Annotated in this window: 19 protein-coding genes; 8 read left to right on the plus strand and 11 right to left on the minus strand. The window is 68.2% G+C overall.

The annotated features are described in order from the left end of the window. Positions 1 to 8: 8 nt before the first annotated feature. The 3 genes from ACYVDN_RS11520 to ACYVDN_RS11530 all read right to left on the minus strand — a co-directional run bounded on the left by ACYVDN_RS11520 (position 9) and on the right by ACYVDN_RS11530 (position 2,542). Complete coding sequence (locus ACYVDN_RS11520) at positions 9 to 1,085, minus strand: sensor histidine kinase (protein ID WP_460571532.1); 1,077 nt, start codon at positions 1,083 to 1,085, stop codon at positions 9 to 11. Beyond that, positions 1,078 to 1,842 carry a response regulator transcription factor gene (locus ACYVDN_RS11525; RefSeq protein WP_460571534.1) on the minus strand — a complete coding sequence of 255 codons (765 nt, stop codon included), beginning with the start codon at positions 1,840 to 1,842 and terminating at the stop codon, positions 1,078 to 1,080. The genes ACYVDN_RS11520 and ACYVDN_RS11525 overlap by 8 nt, the downstream gene beginning before the upstream one ends. A gap of 82 nt (positions 1,843 to 1,924) precedes the next feature. Continuing rightward, positions 1,925 to 2,542 (minus strand): TetR family transcriptional regulator, encoded by a 618-nt coding sequence (locus ACYVDN_RS11530; RefSeq protein WP_460571536.1) that lies wholly within the window; start codon positions 2,540 to 2,542, stop codon positions 1,925 to 1,927. A gap of 83 nt (positions 2,543 to 2,625) precedes the next feature. Here ACYVDN_RS11530 and ACYVDN_RS11535 point away from each other — a divergent pair, with 83 nt between their 5' ends. From ACYVDN_RS11535 to ACYVDN_RS11545, 3 genes are all read left to right on the plus strand, one after another. Next, a complete protein-coding gene (locus ACYVDN_RS11535; RefSeq protein WP_460571538.1) occupies positions 2,626 to 3,588 on the plus strand; it encodes a quinone oxidoreductase family protein in 963 nt (320 codons plus the stop codon). 22 nt (positions 3,589 to 3,610) lie between these two features. Next, the gene (locus ACYVDN_RS11540; RefSeq protein ID WP_460571540.1) at positions 3,611 to 3,838 is read left to right on the plus strand and encodes a hypothetical protein; all 228 of its coding nucleotides are present in this window, start codon (positions 3,611 to 3,613) and stop codon (positions 3,836 to 3,838) included. A 107-nt stretch (positions 3,839 to 3,945) separates the two neighbouring features. After that, positions 3,946 to 4,977, plus strand: coding sequence for a DNA topoisomerase IB (locus ACYVDN_RS11545; protein ID WP_460571542.1), 1,032 nt, complete (start codon positions 3,946 to 3,948; stop codon positions 4,975 to 4,977). A 113-nt stretch (positions 4,978 to 5,090) separates the two neighbouring features. Here the strand turns inward: ACYVDN_RS11545 and ACYVDN_RS11550 are convergent, their stop codons facing one another. Together ACYVDN_RS11550 and ACYVDN_RS11555 are read right to left on the minus strand one after the other, a co-directional pair. Then, on the minus strand, positions 5,091 to 5,858 hold the full coding sequence (locus tag ACYVDN_RS11550; protein WP_460571544.1) for a Rossmann-fold NAD(P)-binding domain-containing protein: 768 nt from the start codon (positions 5,856 to 5,858) through the stop codon (positions 5,091 to 5,093). 124 nt (positions 5,859 to 5,982) lie between these two features. Next, complete coding sequence (locus ACYVDN_RS11555) at positions 5,983 to 6,558, minus strand: TetR/AcrR family transcriptional regulator (RefSeq protein WP_460571546.1); 576 nt, start codon at positions 6,556 to 6,558, stop codon at positions 5,983 to 5,985. 121 nt (positions 6,559 to 6,679) lie between these two features. Between ACYVDN_RS11555 and ACYVDN_RS11560 the strand changes: the two genes are divergently transcribed. Further along, the gene (locus ACYVDN_RS11560; RefSeq protein WP_460571548.1) at positions 6,680 to 6,952 is read left to right on the plus strand and encodes a hypothetical protein; all 273 of its coding nucleotides are present in this window, start codon (positions 6,680 to 6,682) and stop codon (positions 6,950 to 6,952) included. Between the two features lie 82 nt (positions 6,953 to 7,034). Further along, positions 7,035 to 8,270: an MFS transporter gene (locus tag ACYVDN_RS11565; RefSeq protein ID WP_460571550.1), complete on the plus strand. Its 1,236-nt coding sequence runs from the start codon at positions 7,035 to 7,037 to the stop codon at positions 8,268 to 8,270. 9 nt (positions 8,271 to 8,279) lie between these two features. Here ACYVDN_RS11565 and ACYVDN_RS11570 read toward each other — a convergent pair whose 3' ends face one another. After that, complete coding sequence (locus tag ACYVDN_RS11570; RefSeq protein WP_460571552.1) at positions 8,280 to 9,017, minus strand: IclR family transcriptional regulator; 738 nt, start codon at positions 9,015 to 9,017, stop codon at positions 8,280 to 8,282. 171 nt (positions 9,018 to 9,188) lie between these two features. Between ACYVDN_RS11570 and ACYVDN_RS11575 the strand changes: the two genes are divergently transcribed. From ACYVDN_RS11575 to ACYVDN_RS11585, 3 genes are read left to right on the plus strand one after another with little or no spacing between them, the layout of a single operon-like run. Beyond that, positions 9,189 to 10,340 (plus strand): pyridoxal-phosphate-dependent aminotransferase family protein, encoded by a 1,152-nt coding sequence (locus ACYVDN_RS11575; RefSeq protein ID WP_460571554.1) that lies wholly within the window; start codon positions 9,189 to 9,191, stop codon positions 10,338 to 10,340. Positions 10,341 to 10,378: 38 nt separating this feature from the next. Continuing rightward, positions 10,379 to 10,882: an ATP-dependent endonuclease gene (locus ACYVDN_RS11580; protein WP_460571556.1), complete on the plus strand. Its 504-nt coding sequence runs from the start codon at positions 10,379 to 10,381 to the stop codon at positions 10,880 to 10,882. 31 nt (positions 10,883 to 10,913) lie between these two features. Further along, the gene (locus tag ACYVDN_RS11585) at positions 10,914 to 11,687 is read left to right on the plus strand and encodes a Clp protease N-terminal domain-containing protein (protein ID WP_460571558.1); all 774 of its coding nucleotides are present in this window, start codon (positions 10,914 to 10,916) and stop codon (positions 11,685 to 11,687) included. Positions 11,688 to 11,729: 42 nt separating this feature from the next. Here ACYVDN_RS11585 and ACYVDN_RS11590 read toward each other — a convergent pair whose 3' ends face one another. The 5 genes from ACYVDN_RS11590 to ACYVDN_RS11610 form a co-directional block, all read right to left on the minus strand. Next, complete coding sequence (locus ACYVDN_RS11590) at positions 11,730 to 11,903, minus strand: hypothetical protein (RefSeq protein WP_460571560.1); 174 nt, start codon at positions 11,901 to 11,903, stop codon at positions 11,730 to 11,732. 45 nt (positions 11,904 to 11,948) lie between these two features. Next, a complete protein-coding gene (locus tag ACYVDN_RS11595) occupies positions 11,949 to 12,749 on the minus strand; it encodes an SCO1664 family protein (protein ID WP_460571562.1) in 801 nt (266 codons plus the stop codon). Beyond that, positions 12,746 to 13,303, minus strand: coding sequence for a DUF3090 family protein (locus tag ACYVDN_RS11600; protein ID WP_460571564.1), 558 nt, complete (start codon positions 13,301 to 13,303; stop codon positions 12,746 to 12,748). Before ACYVDN_RS11600 ends, ACYVDN_RS11595 begins: the two co-directional genes overlap by 4 nt. A gap of 64 nt (positions 13,304 to 13,367) precedes the next feature. Next, entirely contained in the window at positions 13,368 to 14,054 is a 687-nt protein-coding gene (locus ACYVDN_RS11605; RefSeq protein WP_460571567.1) for a histidine phosphatase family protein, read from the minus strand. A 16-nt stretch (positions 14,055 to 14,070) separates the two neighbouring features. Further along, positions 14,071 to 14,490: a pyridoxamine 5'-phosphate oxidase family protein gene (locus ACYVDN_RS11610; RefSeq protein WP_460571569.1), complete on the minus strand. Its 420-nt coding sequence runs from the start codon at positions 14,488 to 14,490 to the stop codon at positions 14,071 to 14,073. Positions 14,491 to 14,500: the final 10 nt, after the last annotated feature.

Here is a 14,500-nt window from a genome sequence, read left to right on the forward strand (position 1 = left end):
GGGCGCGCTCACTGTGCCGGCAGCTCGATAGTCACACGCAGGCCTCCTTCGGCGCGCGGGGCGAGCGACAACGTCCCGTCGTGGGCCGACACGATGCTCTTCACGATCGCAAGCCCCAAGCCCACTCCGGCGTGGTCGCGGTGCACACGGGCCCTCCCGCGCTGGAACGGCTCAGTGAGCGTGGACACCAACTGCGCGCTCAGCTGTTCGCCCGTGTTCTCCACGATCACGGTCACAGTGTCGATGTCGGCAGAGGTGCTCACCCGCACGATCCCGTGATCGGGGAGGTTGTGCACGATCGCGTTGTGCACAAGGTTCGTCACCATCTGCAGGAGGAGCGCAGGCGAACCGACCGTGGGCGCCACCTCTCCTGAGACCTCGAGCTCGATGCCGTGCTTCTCGGCCAGCGGAAGCAACGTCTCGACCGCTTCCTCCGCGAGAAGTGAAAGGTCGACATCCTCGGCGACGAACGATCGCTGCTCGACGCGGCTCAGCAGCAGCAGCGCCTCGGTCAGGTCGATCGCCCTGTCGTTCACCACCCTGAGCCGTTCGATCAGCTCGTCTGAGTCGCGCTCCGGGTCGCTCCTGGCCACGTCGAGAAGGGTCTGAGTTATCGCCAACGGGGTGCGCAACTCGTGGGATGCGTTCGCCGCGAATCTGCGTTGTTCGGCATCCTGCACCTCAAGGCGCGCCAGCATGACGTCGAACGCGTCAGCCAGTTCGCGGAACTCGTCGTCGCGCCCCTTCAACGCGATGCGGTGCGAGAGGGATCCGCCGGCGGCGATCCGAGTGGCACGAGTGATCTTCGACAGCGGTTGGAGCATCCTGCCCGCGAGGAGCCAGCCGCCCAAGGAGCCGAACACCAGGAGGAAGACCATGGCCCAGGCCGCCGCCGGAACGAATGCCCGGATGAGGTCATCCCGACCGGGCGTGAATCCCCCGATGGTGGGGACGGCATTCGGCGGAACGTAGCGCAGGAGAAAGACCCACACAACGGCCAGAAGGAGCACGCCGACGATCACGACGCAGGCGGCGTAGCTCAGCGCGAGCTTCAGCCGCACGCTCATCCCCGGCTCCCTATTCATGCGAGGCGTCCTTTTCAGCCGGGTCAACGTCAGAATGACGGACGTCGGAGCGAGGGCTGTCGGAGCGAGGGCTGTCGGAGCGAGGGCTGTCGGCGTGCGGGATGTCGATGCGATACCCGACACCCGGCACGGTCGCGATCACCCATGGCTCACCAAGACGCTTCCGCAGCGCCGACATCGTGATGCGGACGGCGTTCGTGAAGGGATCGGCATTCTCGTCCCAGGCGCGCTCCAGCAGTTCCTCCGCGCTGACCACACCACCCTCCGCCTCGACGAGTACCTCGAGCACGGCGAACTGCTTGCGGGTCAACGCCACGTAGCGGGCCTCGCGGTAGACCTCCCGGCGGAACGGATCCAGTCGCAGACCGGCCAGCTCCCTGATCGGCGGCCTCATGTGCGCGCGCCGCCTGTCGAGCGCCCTTAACCGCATGACGAGCTCTGCGAGTTCGAACGGCTTCGTGAGGTAGTCGTCCGCCCCGACTCCGAACCCGGACGCCTTGTCATCCAGCCGATCCGCTGCCGTCAACATCAGGATGGGCATCCCCGATCCGGACGCGACGATGCTCGCAGCGATCTCATCACCGGAGGGCCCGGGGATGTCCCGGTCGAGCACCGCGATGTCGTAGCCGTTGATGCTCAGCAGCTCCAACGCGGTGTCACCGTCACCGGCGACGTCCGCGGCGATCGCCGCTAGACGCAGGCCATCACGGATCGCGGAGGCCATCAGAGGCTCGTCCTCCACCACCAAAACACGCATCGGCAGGAATCCTACGCATCACCGCATATCGCCCGCGTATGCGATCTCGGTCATGGGCCGAACGGTTCACCACGCCGTCGAGCTACTCCGCCGTCGGCGCGGGGAGCTGCAGGACGAGCCGCGCTCCGTCTCGGAACAGGTCGTCGCGCGTGCGGCCGGTGCCGCTGAAGTAGTCACCGATGGCCTTGGTCGCGACAGGGAATCGGGCCAGCAGCTCTTCCGGGGCCGGCCCTTGACCATCGGGAGGAGGCGCCTGCTCCTCGAGGACCCAGCCGACCGTGAACCGCTCGGCGACGAGCACCTGCAGGCGTGCGCGCTGAAGGTCCATTCCGTGCCGGACGAGGGTCGCCATCGCCAGCTCGGTGAAGTCTCCGCGTCGGAGCGAATCGCGGGATCCGGAGACGACGCGCGCCCCGTCACGATGGCTCAGCAGGGCGGAGCGCAACGCGCCGAGCGCTTCGAGCAGCCAGGCACGCCCGTCGCCGTCATCCTCGGGCTGAGGCGTCGCGGCGATCGCCTCGTCCATGATCGCGTCGGCGAGGGCATCCAACAGCTCCGCCTTGCTCTTCACGTGCCAGTAGAGCGTCGGCGCCTGCACGTTCAGCCGGGTGGCGAGGCCGCGCAGACTCAGCTTGTCCAACCCGTCGTCGTCGACGAGCTGCTGCGCCTCGTCGAGCACACGCCCCCGGTTCAGCGGCATCGTCGTCCCCTCGGGTCTTGCGCATCGTCTCTAACAATGTTAGACATATCTCGTTCTCTAACACTGTAAGAGAGGATTGAGCGTTGAAAGCAGCAGTGGTCGAACTCCGCGGAGGCATCCCGGAGTACCGCGACTGGCCGGAGCCGAACGCACACGACGGCGAGGTCGTGCTGACCGTCGAGGCGGTGGCGGTCGAGAACGTGGACCGCGCCATCGTCGCCGGCACTCACTACACCTCGGCCGACTTTCAAGCAGCACTGCCGGCAGTTCCCTGCTTCGACGGCATCGGGCGCCTTCCGGACGGCACACTTGTCGGCTTCGGCGGGCTGAAGCCGCCGGCCGGCGCCCTGGCTGAGCGCGTCGCCGTGCCCGCGGCGTACACCGCGCCGATCCCCGAGGGGATCGCGCCGGCCGTCGCCGCAGCGCTGTCGTCGGCAATCAGCGGCATGCTGGGCCTGAGCAGCGCCGCCGGCATCAAGCCCGGAGAGACCGTGCTCGTGCAGGGCGGCACCGGAGTCGCAGGACGGCTCGCCATCCAGATCGCGCGGCTGCTCGGGGCCGATCGGATCGTGGCCACGGGGCGTGACGAGGATGCGCTCGAGAAGCTACGCGAGCTCGGCGTCGACGCGACGATCAACACCGCCGTCGACGACGACGCGCTGATCCAAGCGTTCGCCGACGAAGCCGGCGACGGCTACGACGTCGTCATCGACTACCTCTGGGGGCGTCCGACCGAGCTGCTCACCCGTGCGCTCATCCCCGCGAGCTTCTCCTTCGGCACGCCGACCCGACTCGTTCAGATCGGTGAGGCCGCCGGCCGGGACATCCGTCTCACCGCCGACTCGCTGCGAACGTCTGGGCTCGAGGTCTACGGCGCCGCCAGGGGTGCCGCCGCGGGCATGGGTGCCGCCTACCAGCAGGTCGTCGACTGGGTGCGCGGCCGCGAGCTGACGATCGCCGTGGAGACCATGCCCCTCAGCAGCATCGCAGAAGCCTGGACGCGCAACGACCTGCGCGGACGCCGACTCGTCATCATCCCCGACTGAACACCGATAGGAGATAATCGCCATGAATACTGTCACGAACGTTCTTCACGCCCTCACGCACCGGATGCCCGGCGTTCCCGAGCACTCGAACGGAGCCAACACCCGAAGCCGTCAGGCCGCACGTCGAGCGCACGGCACGGGCCACCAGGGAACAGCTCTTCGGAGCCCCAACCGCCACCACCAGGACCCGCCTCGCGTGCTCGTCGCCTGGCAGAACCGCATCGCGCGCCTCGTCCGCGCCGATCGCTGAGTCGACCACCTGAAGGTCGATGAGTCGGTCACCTGCAGGTGGTCCGCGTACATGCCTGTCGGCGCCGCCTAGTAGGTTGACGGTGAAGCCGCCCGGAAAGCATCGCCATGTACCGTCACGTGATCAGACCGTACGGGTACCACCGGTTGGGTACTCGGCCGGAGCGATGGGTCGACTCCTCGGGGGAGCGGCTCACCGAGCCGGCCGAGTTGGCGAGACTCGCACGGCTGGTCATCCCACCCGCATGGACCAACGTGTGGGCGTCGTCGGATGCCGGCAGCCGGGTGCAAGCGACGGGAGTCGATCTTCGGGGCCGCACCCAGTACCGCTACTCGGACGAAGCGCGAGCCGACGCCGAGCGGGACAAGTTCACCGGCATGGTCGAGTTCGCTGCTGCGCTTCCGGCGATCCGCCAGGCGGTGAAGGGACACCTGCGGGATGCCGCGACGACCGACTCCGCTGAGGTCGCACGATCGACCGCAGCGGTGGTGCGGCTGTTGGACCGCGGGCTGTTCCGGGTCGGGAACGAGCGATACGCACGCGACAACGACACGTACGGCCTGACCACGTTGCGGCGAGAGCACGTCGAGGTCGGTGGCCCGCAGATGACGTTCACCTTCGTCGGCAAGGAGCACATTCCGCATCGGATCACGGTCGAGGATGACCGGACCGCCGCCGTCGTCGGTGGGCTCCTGCGCCAGGAGCCGCATCCGGAAGGACGGGTGTTCGCCCTTCTCGATCCTCCTGTCTGGCGCCTGGTCGACAGTGCGACCGTGAACTCCTACCTGCACACCTACGGCGGGTGCGCCGCGACCGCCAAGGTCTTCCGAACCTGGGGCGCCACCGTCGCCGCGTGCACGATCTTCGCGGGCGCACGCCTGGCAGATCCGCAGAGAACGCGCCGGAACGTCGCCCTCTACGCGTACGACGGGGCTGCGCAGCTGCTCGGAGACACCCCGACCGTCGCGCGAGCCTCGTACGTGCATCCCGACGCCGAACGCATCGGGTCGTCCGCGATCGTGAAAACGGCCGTCGGCGCCGCGATCGACGAGTCCGGGACTGACGACTTCGCCCTCATCAACCGGGACGACGCCGTTCAAGCCGCCGTGCTGCGGGAGTTGCAGACAACGTCTCACTGAGCGTTTGCGAGGAACGCAGGCGCAGGAGGACATCGGCTCAGGCGGCGCCTGCAGATCGGCGCCAACGCGAGCACGCCGTGGCACGCTAGCAGGCCGGTGCACCGTCGTCGTCGTCACCAGTCGATCGGCGCGGCGACGAACGGCTCGTCTTCAGGGGCCGCCTTGCGTGCCGCGAGCTGAGCCGCCGCAGCTTCGCCGATCGGGATGCGGAACAGCACATCGGGCGCCTCGAGCGCGTCGGCGACGACGTTCGCGACGTGCTCCACGGTGACCGGGGCGGTACGGAAGGCAGCGACCTGCTCGAACAAGGCGAAGTAGGGGTCATCCTCGCCCAGGAAGACCTTCGCGCGCTCACTGCCGCCCGACAAGACCGCCCCCGGCTGGAAGATCTGCACCTCCACACCGAAGTGACGCACCTCGATGGCGAGCCCCTCCGCGAAGCCTTCGAGCGCCCATTTGGATGCCGAGTAGGGGCCGATCAGCGGGATCGCCACCCGTCCCTGAACGCTCGAGACGAAGCCGAGCCGACCTGAGCCGCGCTGTCGCATCTGCGGCAGAACCGCCTGCGCGACTCGGATGGCTCCGAAGGTGTTCAGCTCGAAGAGGCGGATGACCTCCTCCAGTGGCACCGTCTCGAGCGGGGCGCGAACGGTCGCACCCGCGTTGCTGATCAGCACGTCGATCTGCCCTGCCGCCGCGACGGCGGCATCGACCGAGGCCTGATCCGTGACATCCAGCTGCAGTCGCTGTGCGGCGGGGACCTCGTCCAGCGAGGAGAGGTCCCGCGCGGTGGCGATCACCTCGTGCCCGCGACTCGTCAGCTCTTCAGCGATGCCGCGTCCGATGCCTCGCGATGCTCCCGTGATGAGCACACGTGCCATGGTCAAGTCCCTTCACCCAACGATCCGATCCAGCGGTCGCGATCCCGTCATCACGATCTTTACTATGTCGGTCACTATACATAGAAAGATTGAACACCGCCGCCTCGGCGCAGAACAAAGAGACTCAGGAGAGGGACTTCGCGTACACGCGAAGCGACGCGTCGACGGATGCCCAAGGATCAGCACTGCGCGAGGCACGCGAGGTGATCATGGCACCCTCGACGCCGGCGATCACCGCTTCGGCGAGCGACCGGGCAGACGAGCGCTCGACGCCGAACGAGAGGAGATGGAACGCGAACCTGTCGGTCATCTCCGCGAATCCGCGGCGGCCGGCCTCGGAGATCGAGTCCGCATCGGACATCCCGTCGATGACGAGCGGCGCGATGCCACACCCCCGCGAATAGCCGCTTGCGATCATCCCTTCACGGCCCGCGTCGACGTATCGCTCGATGAGCCCGTCAGCTGAAGAGGAATCTGCGGCCAGCTTGTCGATCAGCTCGACCTGCTCGTGGGCGTGAGACGCCGCGGCCTCGACCGCGAGCTCGGCTTTGCCGCCCGGGAAGTGGAAGTACGCCGAGCCTCGGGGCGCGCCGCTGCGTTCGAGCACGTCCGACATCGCCGTGGCGGTCAGGCCGCGCTCGCGGATCAGCCCTCGCGCCGCGTCGATCATCTTCTGTCGGGCATCGCTTCGCCGTGGCATCGTTCGGATCCCATCCCTTATGTATGTTGCACGACATATTATCTGCTCCTTTGCCCATTGGTACATAGATTCGAATGTTGTACGGTTAAGCCCTCGAATCACTGTTCGGTGGGAGGTGGTCATGGGCGTTCTTCATGCGGCCGACTCGGTGGCGCTGTGGATGGATGGCGGTCGGCCGGTGCGAATGGTGTGGCAAGGCAGACGATATGTGGTCACGGACTCGCCCACCCCGCTGCCAGGGGACGAGGTGCTGCATCCCGCCCTCACTCATCCCCTGAGGCCGTTGCGAGGGTGGCGATTCCAGGTCACCTGCGTGACGGATCCCGAAGACGTTCACGTGGTCGACGTCGTGCGCGACGGTGATCGGTGGGAGCTGCTCGCCGCGTACGAATAGGATGATTCGGTCGTCTCGGAGATGACGAAGAAGGAGTCGACGAGATGGCGCTGGGGCTGTTGCTGAACACGCGGATCGTCTCGTGAGCGAGCCAGGGTTCCGCGCCTACGGCAAGCTGCTCTCCACTCCTTCGCGCACGTTGATGGTGGCCGCGGGGCTCCTCGCGCGCACGCCGATCGCGGTGCTCGGGTTCGGCTTCCTCTACTTCACCCATGCCGCAACCGGCTCCTACGCGCTCGGCGGTCTCACCTCCGGGCTCGCGATCGCCTCGATGGGCCTCATCGGGCCGCTCGCCGGACGCGTCGCCGACCGCCGGGGGCAACGGCAGTTGCTCCTGGCATCCGCGATCACGCACCCGATCGCCATCGCGGGCGCGATCCTCTGCGGATACCTCGGCTCCATGGTGGGACTCGTCATCATGTCGGTGTTCTGCGGCGTGACCGTCGCTCCGGTCGGGGCGTTCATGCGCGCCAGGTGGTCCACACTCGTCGAGGACGGCTTCCTGCTGCGCACGGCGTTCGCCATCGAGGCGGTCGCGGATGAGATCGTCTGGGTGTTCGGCCCCGCGGTGGCGGCGTTCCTCGCCGCGGGCATCGCCCCGGCGGGAGGACTGGTCCTGTCGGGCATCCTGGGCCCGCTCGGCGCCCTCTTCCTGCGGGCCATGCCCGACGCGAAGCCGTTGCCGAGGACGGAGCACGCCCACCGTCCCGGCCAGCTGCTGCGCTCGGCGCCGTTCCTCATCCTGCTCGTGATGAGCTTCGCAACGGGCATCGGCTTCGGCATCAACGACCTGTCGATCGTCTCGCTTGCCACGTCCAGCGGCGTGCCAGAACTCGCGGGCACCGTGCTCACCGCGTACTCGATCGGCAGCGCATCGGGAGGGTTCATCTTCGGCGCGTTGTCCACCAGGCTCAGCTCCCGGCAGATGCTGGTCGGAACCTCGCTCGCGCTCTTCGTCACCTGGGCATCCCTCGCGTTCGCCCCGACCATCTGGTGGTTCTACCCGCTCGGCTTCTTCGCGGGAGCGACGATCGCTCCGCTGATGATCTCTGTGAATCACGTGGCGCACGAGATCGTCGCGCCGGCGATCGTGACCGAGGCGCTGGCGTGGCTGAACACCCTGGTGATCTGCGGGATGTCGCTCGGTTCGTTCCTCGGCGGCCTCATCAACGACGCGGCCGGGCCGCACACCGCCTTCGCCGTCGTCGCGTGCACCTCGGCGCTGCCGCTCCTGCTGGTGCTCGCAGGCTCCCGCGCCTTCAAGGGCCTGGGGAACCGGCCGCCCGAGGTGTCGACCGCGGACCCAGCAGGGGCCTAGCGCCCGCGGCTAGCCCGCGGCGAAGATCGCGTCCAGCTCTCGCGCCGCCAGCATCACCTTGCTCGCCGCACGGTCGAGCGCGTCGGCGTGCAGCCGGCCGGACGGCCCCGAGATGGAGACCGCCATCGGGGCCGGGCCATGGAAGGCGGCGGCGACGCATCGCACGCCGAGTTCCATCTCCTCGTCATCCATCGCGAATCCACGGGTGCGGATGACGGCGAGCTCGGCGAGGAACGCATCGGGGTCGACGATGGTCTTCGCCGTGGCGGGCGGCATGCCCTGACGGTCGAGGATGTCGCGCACGGCAGCATCGTCGAGGCCGGCGAGGATCGCCTTGCCCACCCCGGTGGAGTGCAGCGGCACCCGGCTGCCCACTTCGGTGAACATGCGCATGGCGAGCGGGCCGGCCACATGTGCCATGTATTCGACGCGCGCGCCGCTCAGCATGGCGAGGTTCGCCGACTCCTCCACCGAGTGCGCCAGCTCGACCAGCACCGGGCGAGCACGCTGTCCGAGCACGGTGTTGGCTGCGGCTCCCAGGGCGACGAGTCGCACGCCCAGCCCGTACCGGCGATCGCCGAGTTGCTGTACGAGACCGATCGACACCAGGGTGCGCACCAGTCGGTGCACCGTTCCTCCTGGCAGCTTGAGCCGTTCGGCGAGCTCGTTGACGCCGAGAGGACCGTCTTGGCGAAGTCGCTCCAGCACCAGCGCGGCGCGAACGACCGATTGAACATCCCCGCTCATGTGGCTCCCCTTCCGCAACAGCACCGCAGTTGACGTGGTCAGCTCACGTGCTACTCTCGGTCCGCATAACGGAATCATCATTCCATAGTGTGGAATAGCCGTGTGGAATGATGGTGGTCGAGTCGCCGGCCAGGAAGCATCGGGATGCCCGCCGAGAGGGATGGAACGATCATGACACTCACCCAGGGAACGAGCACGTCCTTTCGCGAGGGCGAGGGCGTCATCGTGTCGCGACCGCTTCGCCGTCGTCACCTGTTCGGCCCCGGACCCACCGAGGCGTACGCCGAGGCATCCCTCGCACTCAGCCAACCGCTCCTGGGCCACCTCGACCCGCTCTTCATCGAGATTCTGGATGACACGTGCGACGCACTCCGCCGAGTGTGGGGTACCGAGAACGCGCGCACCCTGCCGCTGAGCGGCACCGGATCCATCGGCATGGAGGCCGCCTTCGTCAACTCCGTGAACCCCGGCGATGCGGTGGTCGTCGCGGTCAACGGACTGTTCGGCGAGCGCATGTGCGAGGTCGCACGGCGCACCGGCGCCGAGGTGGTTCGCGTCGACCACGAGTGGGGGCAGCCTGTCGACGTGCAGCGCGTGCTGGATGCTCATCCCGCGCCGAAGGTGATCGCAGCGGTGCACGCGGAAACCTCGACCGGCGTGCTGTCGGACCTCGCACCGCTCGGCGCAGGCAAGGGCGACGCCCTCCTCATCGTCGACGCGGTGACCTCGCTCGGCGGTGTCGAGGTCGCGGCGGATGACTGGGGCGTCGACATCGGCTACAGCGGAACGCAGAAGTGCCTCGGCGTGCCTCCGGGGCTCGCACCCTTCACGATGTCGGACGCCGCCTTCGAGCGACGCGTCGTCGACCCCCGCTCGTGGTATCTCGACGTTGGCCTGCTCGGCGGATACGTCGGGGCGGCATCCGGCGCGGCGAGGACCTACCACCACACGGCACCCATCGCGATGGTGATGTCGCTGCACGCGGCACTGTCCAGGATCCTCGCCGAGGGACTGCCGAATGTGTGGCGCCGTCACGAGCTCGCCGGGGCTCAGCTCCGAGATGGACTCGAGGGCCTCGGCCTGGAGCTCTTCGCGGCCGAGGGGTTCAGGCTGCCCAGCCTGACGACAGTGTGTGTTCCGGAGGGCGTGAACTCCAAGGCCGTCAGGGGCTACCTGCTCGACCGGTACGACATCGAGATCGGCGCCGGCGTCGGCCGCTTCGCCGACTCGGTCTGGCGCATCGGGCTGATGGGGCCGAACGCTTCGCCGGACTCCGTCGCACTCATCCTCACGGCCCTCGCCGACGCCATCGAACACGCCTGACCTTCGGCACCCGGCGGGCACGACAGGCGGGAGCGCGCATGACCGTCATCCTCGTCGAGGGCGAGAGCGACAGGATCGCTCTCGAGACCTTCGGCAGCAGGCTCGGGCTCTCGCTCCCTCCCGTCGTCGCCGTCGGCGGGTCGAAGGGCGCACGACGCGGGGCCGAGGAGTTCGTCGGAGAACGACTCTTAGGGCTCGTGGATGTCGACCAGCGCGCCGACTTCGAACGGGTGCTCGACAGGGTGTTCGTCTGCGATCCCGATCTGGAGGGTGAGCTGATCCGCGCGCTCGGCGTTCCAGCGGTCGAGGCCGTGATCGCCGCGCAGCACGAGGTCGAGTCGTTTCGCCGCATGCAGCACCAGCCCGCCCAGCGCGACCGCGCGGTCGAAGCCCAGCTCGCCCGCTTCTTCGGCGGCCGCAGCGGCAACAAGGCACGCTACGCGAAGCTCCTGGCCGAGGCGATGCCGCTCGAGGCGGTCCCGATGCCGATCCGCGAGCTGCTGGAGGCGGCGAGCGGGGACGCCGCGTCAACACAGGGTTGACGATGCATCTGCGTCAACCTAGAGTTGACGCATGGAACAATTCCCCATCTCGCTCGACAACCTGATCGCGTTCGTCCGTGCGGTGCATCCGGACGGGGACGCTCTGGCTCACCTGTCGGACGCGGTTCGCGTTTCGACCCGCCTGGAGGATCAGGCGGACTCGCTCATCGGACACTTCGTCGATCAGGCTCGGCGTTCCGGCGCCTCGTGGAGTCAGATCGGCGAGAGCATGGGCGTCACGAAGCAGGCGGCCCAGAAGAGATTCGTCACCCGTGCAGTCGACCTCGTGCCCGGTGGTTCCGAGCGCCTGTTCTCACGCTTCGCGGCCCGAGCCCGCGCTGCCCTGGTGGCGGCCCGCGCGCTGGCTGCGCAGGATGGGTCATCTTCGGACGAAACGGCGACTCCAGTGCCGGTCGAGCCTCGGCACATCGTGGCGGGACTGCTCGGCGAACCTGAGGGCATCGCGGCCCGCGCGATCGAGAGGCTCGGTGTGGCGAGCGGAGCGGTGCTGGATGCGCTGGGTCTTCCGCGGTCCGACGTGTCGGCGTCCGACGCGGATGCACCTGCTGCCGAGGTGCGCACGGTGGCGTTCGATGATGAGTCGAAGGAGCTGATCGCGCGCAGTCTGGACATCGCGTTGCACTACGGCCACAACTACATCGGCACCGAGCACCTGCTGCTTTCCGCTGCGGCAGCCGGTCCGACTGCAGAGCCGCTCACCGGCCTCGGACTCGGCGTCGATCCGCTGAAGCAGCACATCGAGCAACTCCTGGCCGAGCACACGAAGCGCGCCACCGCAGAGTAGTCGTCGGCGGCGGGTTTCGATACGCGACGCCCGCGGGCGGCGCTACTCAACCAGCGGAACGGACAGGTCTCGATACGCGACGACCTGCAGCCGGCGCCACTCGACCAGCGGAACGGACAGGTCTCGATACGCGACGCCCTGCGGCAGGTGCAACTCAACCAGCGAAGGCGACACGCTCCACAAGGCGGCGGCTATGCCGGTGCCGAACGCACCCATGCACCTACCCGACGGCGGCGCGCCGGGCGGGGACCGGCGCGCACATCAGAACAGCGGCCAAGGCGTCGCGGGCATCTCGCCGCTGGGGGCGGGGAAGCGGCGGCGGGTGAGCATCCTGTCGCAGCGTGCGGCGAGGACGTCGAGCTCTTCCGCGTCGAGCAGTTCGGCGAGCGCTGCTCCGAGCTCGCCGTCGAGGCCTGCCTTCACGCGGCGGATGCCGTCGAGTTCGTCATCCAGAAGCGCGTCGCCTGCCCAGCCCCACAGCACGGTGCGGAGTTTGTGCTCGGCGTGGAACGTCAGGCCGTGGTCGACTCCGAAGCGGTGGCCGTCTGGCATGGCGAGGATGTGCCCGCCCTTGCGGTCGGCGTTGTTCACGATCACGTCGAACACGGCCATGTGTCGCAGAGTCGCAGTGTCTTCGTGGATGAGCGCGACGGGGCGGTCTTCCTCGTCGATGCCCTCGAACACGAGTCGCCATCCCTCGTCGGGTACGGCGTCGGCGAGGACGACGTCGACGGCATCCTGTTCAGGGTCGATCTGTTGCCAGAGCTGCACCATGCCCGGTCCGAACGGCCCGTCGCGCATCCAGGTGCGGGGCACGATGTTCCAGCCGATGGCCTGCGAGACGAGGTATGCGGCAACCTCACGTTCGGCGAGGTCGCCGTCGGGGAAGTCCCAGAGCGGGCGCTCCCCTGCCGATGGCTTGTAGACGACCTGGATGCCGTCGACGCTGGCGAGGAACGTCTCGTTGGATGCCACGGTGATGCGGCCCAGCAGTTCGAGCTCGCCGCTGAGCTCACCACGACCGAGGTCGCCCGACCCGGCATCCACGTCGGAGGTGGTCACGGCTCGTCGGAGAACGTGCACACGTGGCCCTCCGGGTCCATCGGCTGCCCGCAGAGCGGACACGACGGACGCCCTGCGGCGACGATCTCGCGGGTGGCGTGCACGAATGCGCGGGCGGTGCCGACGGGCATCCGCACCTGCATCGCCTCGTCGGGTTCGAGCTCCGAGACATCGACCGACTCGAGGTCGATGTCGTCGTCGAGTTCGGGGAACGACGAGGCCTGCACGATCACCTGTGCCGTCGAGGGGTCCCATCCCACTCCGAGCACGCCGGTGCGGAACTGCTCGTCGACGGGCTCCAGCGGTGCGGTGTCGACCAGCTCGGGCATCGCTTCGGCCGGGATGCCGAGCGGGTTGCCATCCTCGGCCATCAGCTCGTCGAGGATCTGCTCGATCTTTTCGGCGAGCGCCGCCGACTGCTCCTTCTCGAGGCGCACGCTGATCACCCTGCGACCTTCGCGGGCCTGCAGGTAGAACGTGCGTGATCCTGGATGACCGATGGTGCCGACGACGACGCGGTCTGGCCAGTCGAATCCGTGGACGACCGTGGGCATGGCCCCATCTTAAGAGGCGGGGCCCGCTCGCGTGAGCCCCGCCGTCAGTCACCGTCCCCTGCGGTCAGTGGCCGTGCGAGCCGCCGCCGACCGGGGCATCCGTTCGCGGTGTGGTCTCCCGCAGCCAGGAGAGGTCGCCCGCGTCGGTGTTGGTCACGACCACCTCGGGGTGGCCGTCGCCGTATCGAACGATCGAGACGGATGCCGGCCCGACGGTGATGCGCTGGAACAGGTCGAGGTGCATGCCGAGCGCGTCGGCCAGGATCGACTTGATCGGGTCGCCGTGGCTCACCGCCGCCCAGACCGCACCTGGCCCGTGCTGCGCCACGAACGCGTCGTCCTGGCATCGGATGGCGGCGACGGCACGCGCTTGCATGCCCGCCATGGACTCGCCTCCCGGGAAGACGACGGACGCCGGGTTGCGCAGCACCTGTGCCCAGAGCGGCTCCCGTGCGAGCTCGCTCAACGGGCGCCCCTGCCATTCCCCGTAGTCGCACTCCGTGATCCCGCGCTCGATGCGCAGCGCCGGACTCTCCTGCTGCCGGTCGAGGATGGCGCGGGATGTCTCACGACATCGCTCCAGTGGGCTCGACACCACGCCGACGAGCGGCACGACGGCCAGCCGCTCGGCCATCCGCTCTGCCTGTCCTCGTCCGGTCTTGTCGAGGGCGACCCCCGCCGTTCTACCCGCCAGGATGCCGCGCGCATTGGCAGCGGTGCGGCCGTGCCGAACGAGAATCACCGTGCCCATGCAGGCAAGCGTATTCTCAGGCGGCCCTGCGGAATGCCCTGCCGGTGATCTCGCCGGGCGCGATGCGCACGTAGTTGTGCTTCACGGTCGGATGCCAGCCGCGCAGCGTGAGGATGCCCGAGCTCTCGATGTCGCTGTCGGCGGCCAGCCTCACACCTCGACCCCTGAGCACCACGCTCCAGAGCAGTCCCTCGTGTTCGCCATCCGCTTCGAACGCGACCTCCGGGCGGCCGATCAACTCGGCGAGCTTCGCGCCGGGAGCGCTGGCGAAGTACACGGCCCTCTCGTGCACGAGAAAGTTGACTGGGAAGATCTCGATGCGATCCGCGGCGATGGCGAGACGGCCCAGTTCCTGGGTCGCCATCAACCGCCAGCAGTCGTCTTCACTCAGAACCGAGACGTGACCGGTGCGCGCCCGATCGGTCCTGTCGTCCATGCGTCCCCCT

The organism is Humibacter soli (assembly GCF_054779035.1).

Coding starts and splice junctions, on each gene's coding strand:
- ACYVDN_RS11520 (WP_460571532.1), bottom strand. CDS start 1,085: ATGAATAGGGAGCCGGGGATGAGCGTGCGGCTGAAGCTCGCGCTGAGC.
- ACYVDN_RS11525 (WP_460571534.1), bottom strand. CDS start 1,842: ATGCGTGTTTTGGTGGTGGAGGACGAGCCTCTGATGGCCTCCGCGATC.
- ACYVDN_RS11530 (WP_460571536.1), bottom strand. CDS start 2,542: ATGCCGCTGAACCGGGGGCGTGTGCTCGACGAGGCGCAGCAGCTCGTC.
- ACYVDN_RS11540 (WP_460571540.1), top strand. CDS start 3,611: ATGAATACTGTCACGAACGTTCTTCACGCCCTCACGCACCGGATGCCC.
- ACYVDN_RS11545 (WP_460571542.1), top strand. CDS start 3,946: ATGTACCGTCACGTGATCAGACCGTACGGGTACCACCGGTTGGGTACT.
- ACYVDN_RS11550 (WP_460571544.1), bottom strand. CDS start 5,858: ATGGCACGTGTGCTCATCACGGGAGCATCGCGAGGCATCGGACGCGGC.
- ACYVDN_RS11555 (WP_460571546.1), bottom strand. CDS start 6,558: ATGCCACGGCGAAGCGATGCCCGACAGAAGATGATCGACGCGGCGCGA.
- ACYVDN_RS11560 (WP_460571548.1), top strand. CDS start 6,680: ATGGGCGTTCTTCATGCGGCCGACTCGGTGGCGCTGTGGATGGATGGC.
- ACYVDN_RS11570 (WP_460571552.1), bottom strand. CDS start 9,017: ATGAGCGGGGATGTTCAATCGGTCGTTCGCGCCGCGCTGGTGCTGGAG.
- ACYVDN_RS11575 (WP_460571554.1), top strand. CDS start 9,189: ATGACACTCACCCAGGGAACGAGCACGTCCTTTCGCGAGGGCGAGGGC.
- ACYVDN_RS11580 (WP_460571556.1), top strand. CDS start 10,379: ATGACCGTCATCCTCGTCGAGGGCGAGAGCGACAGGATCGCTCTCGAG.
- ACYVDN_RS11585 (WP_460571558.1), top strand. CDS start 10,914: ATGGAACAATTCCCCATCTCGCTCGACAACCTGATCGCGTTCGTCCGT.
- ACYVDN_RS11590 (WP_460571560.1), bottom strand. CDS start 11,903: ATGGGTGCGTTCGGCACCGGCATAGCCGCCGCCTTGTGGAGCGTGTCG.
- ACYVDN_RS11600 (WP_460571564.1), bottom strand. CDS start 13,303: ATGCCCACGGTCGTCCACGGATTCGACTGGCCAGACCGCGTCGTCGTC.
- ACYVDN_RS11605 (WP_460571567.1), bottom strand. CDS start 14,054: ATGGGCACGGTGATTCTCGTTCGGCACGGCCGCACCGCTGCCAATGCG.
- ACYVDN_RS11610 (WP_460571569.1), bottom strand. CDS start 14,490: ATGGACGACAGGACCGATCGGGCGCGCACCGGTCACGTCTCGGTTCTG.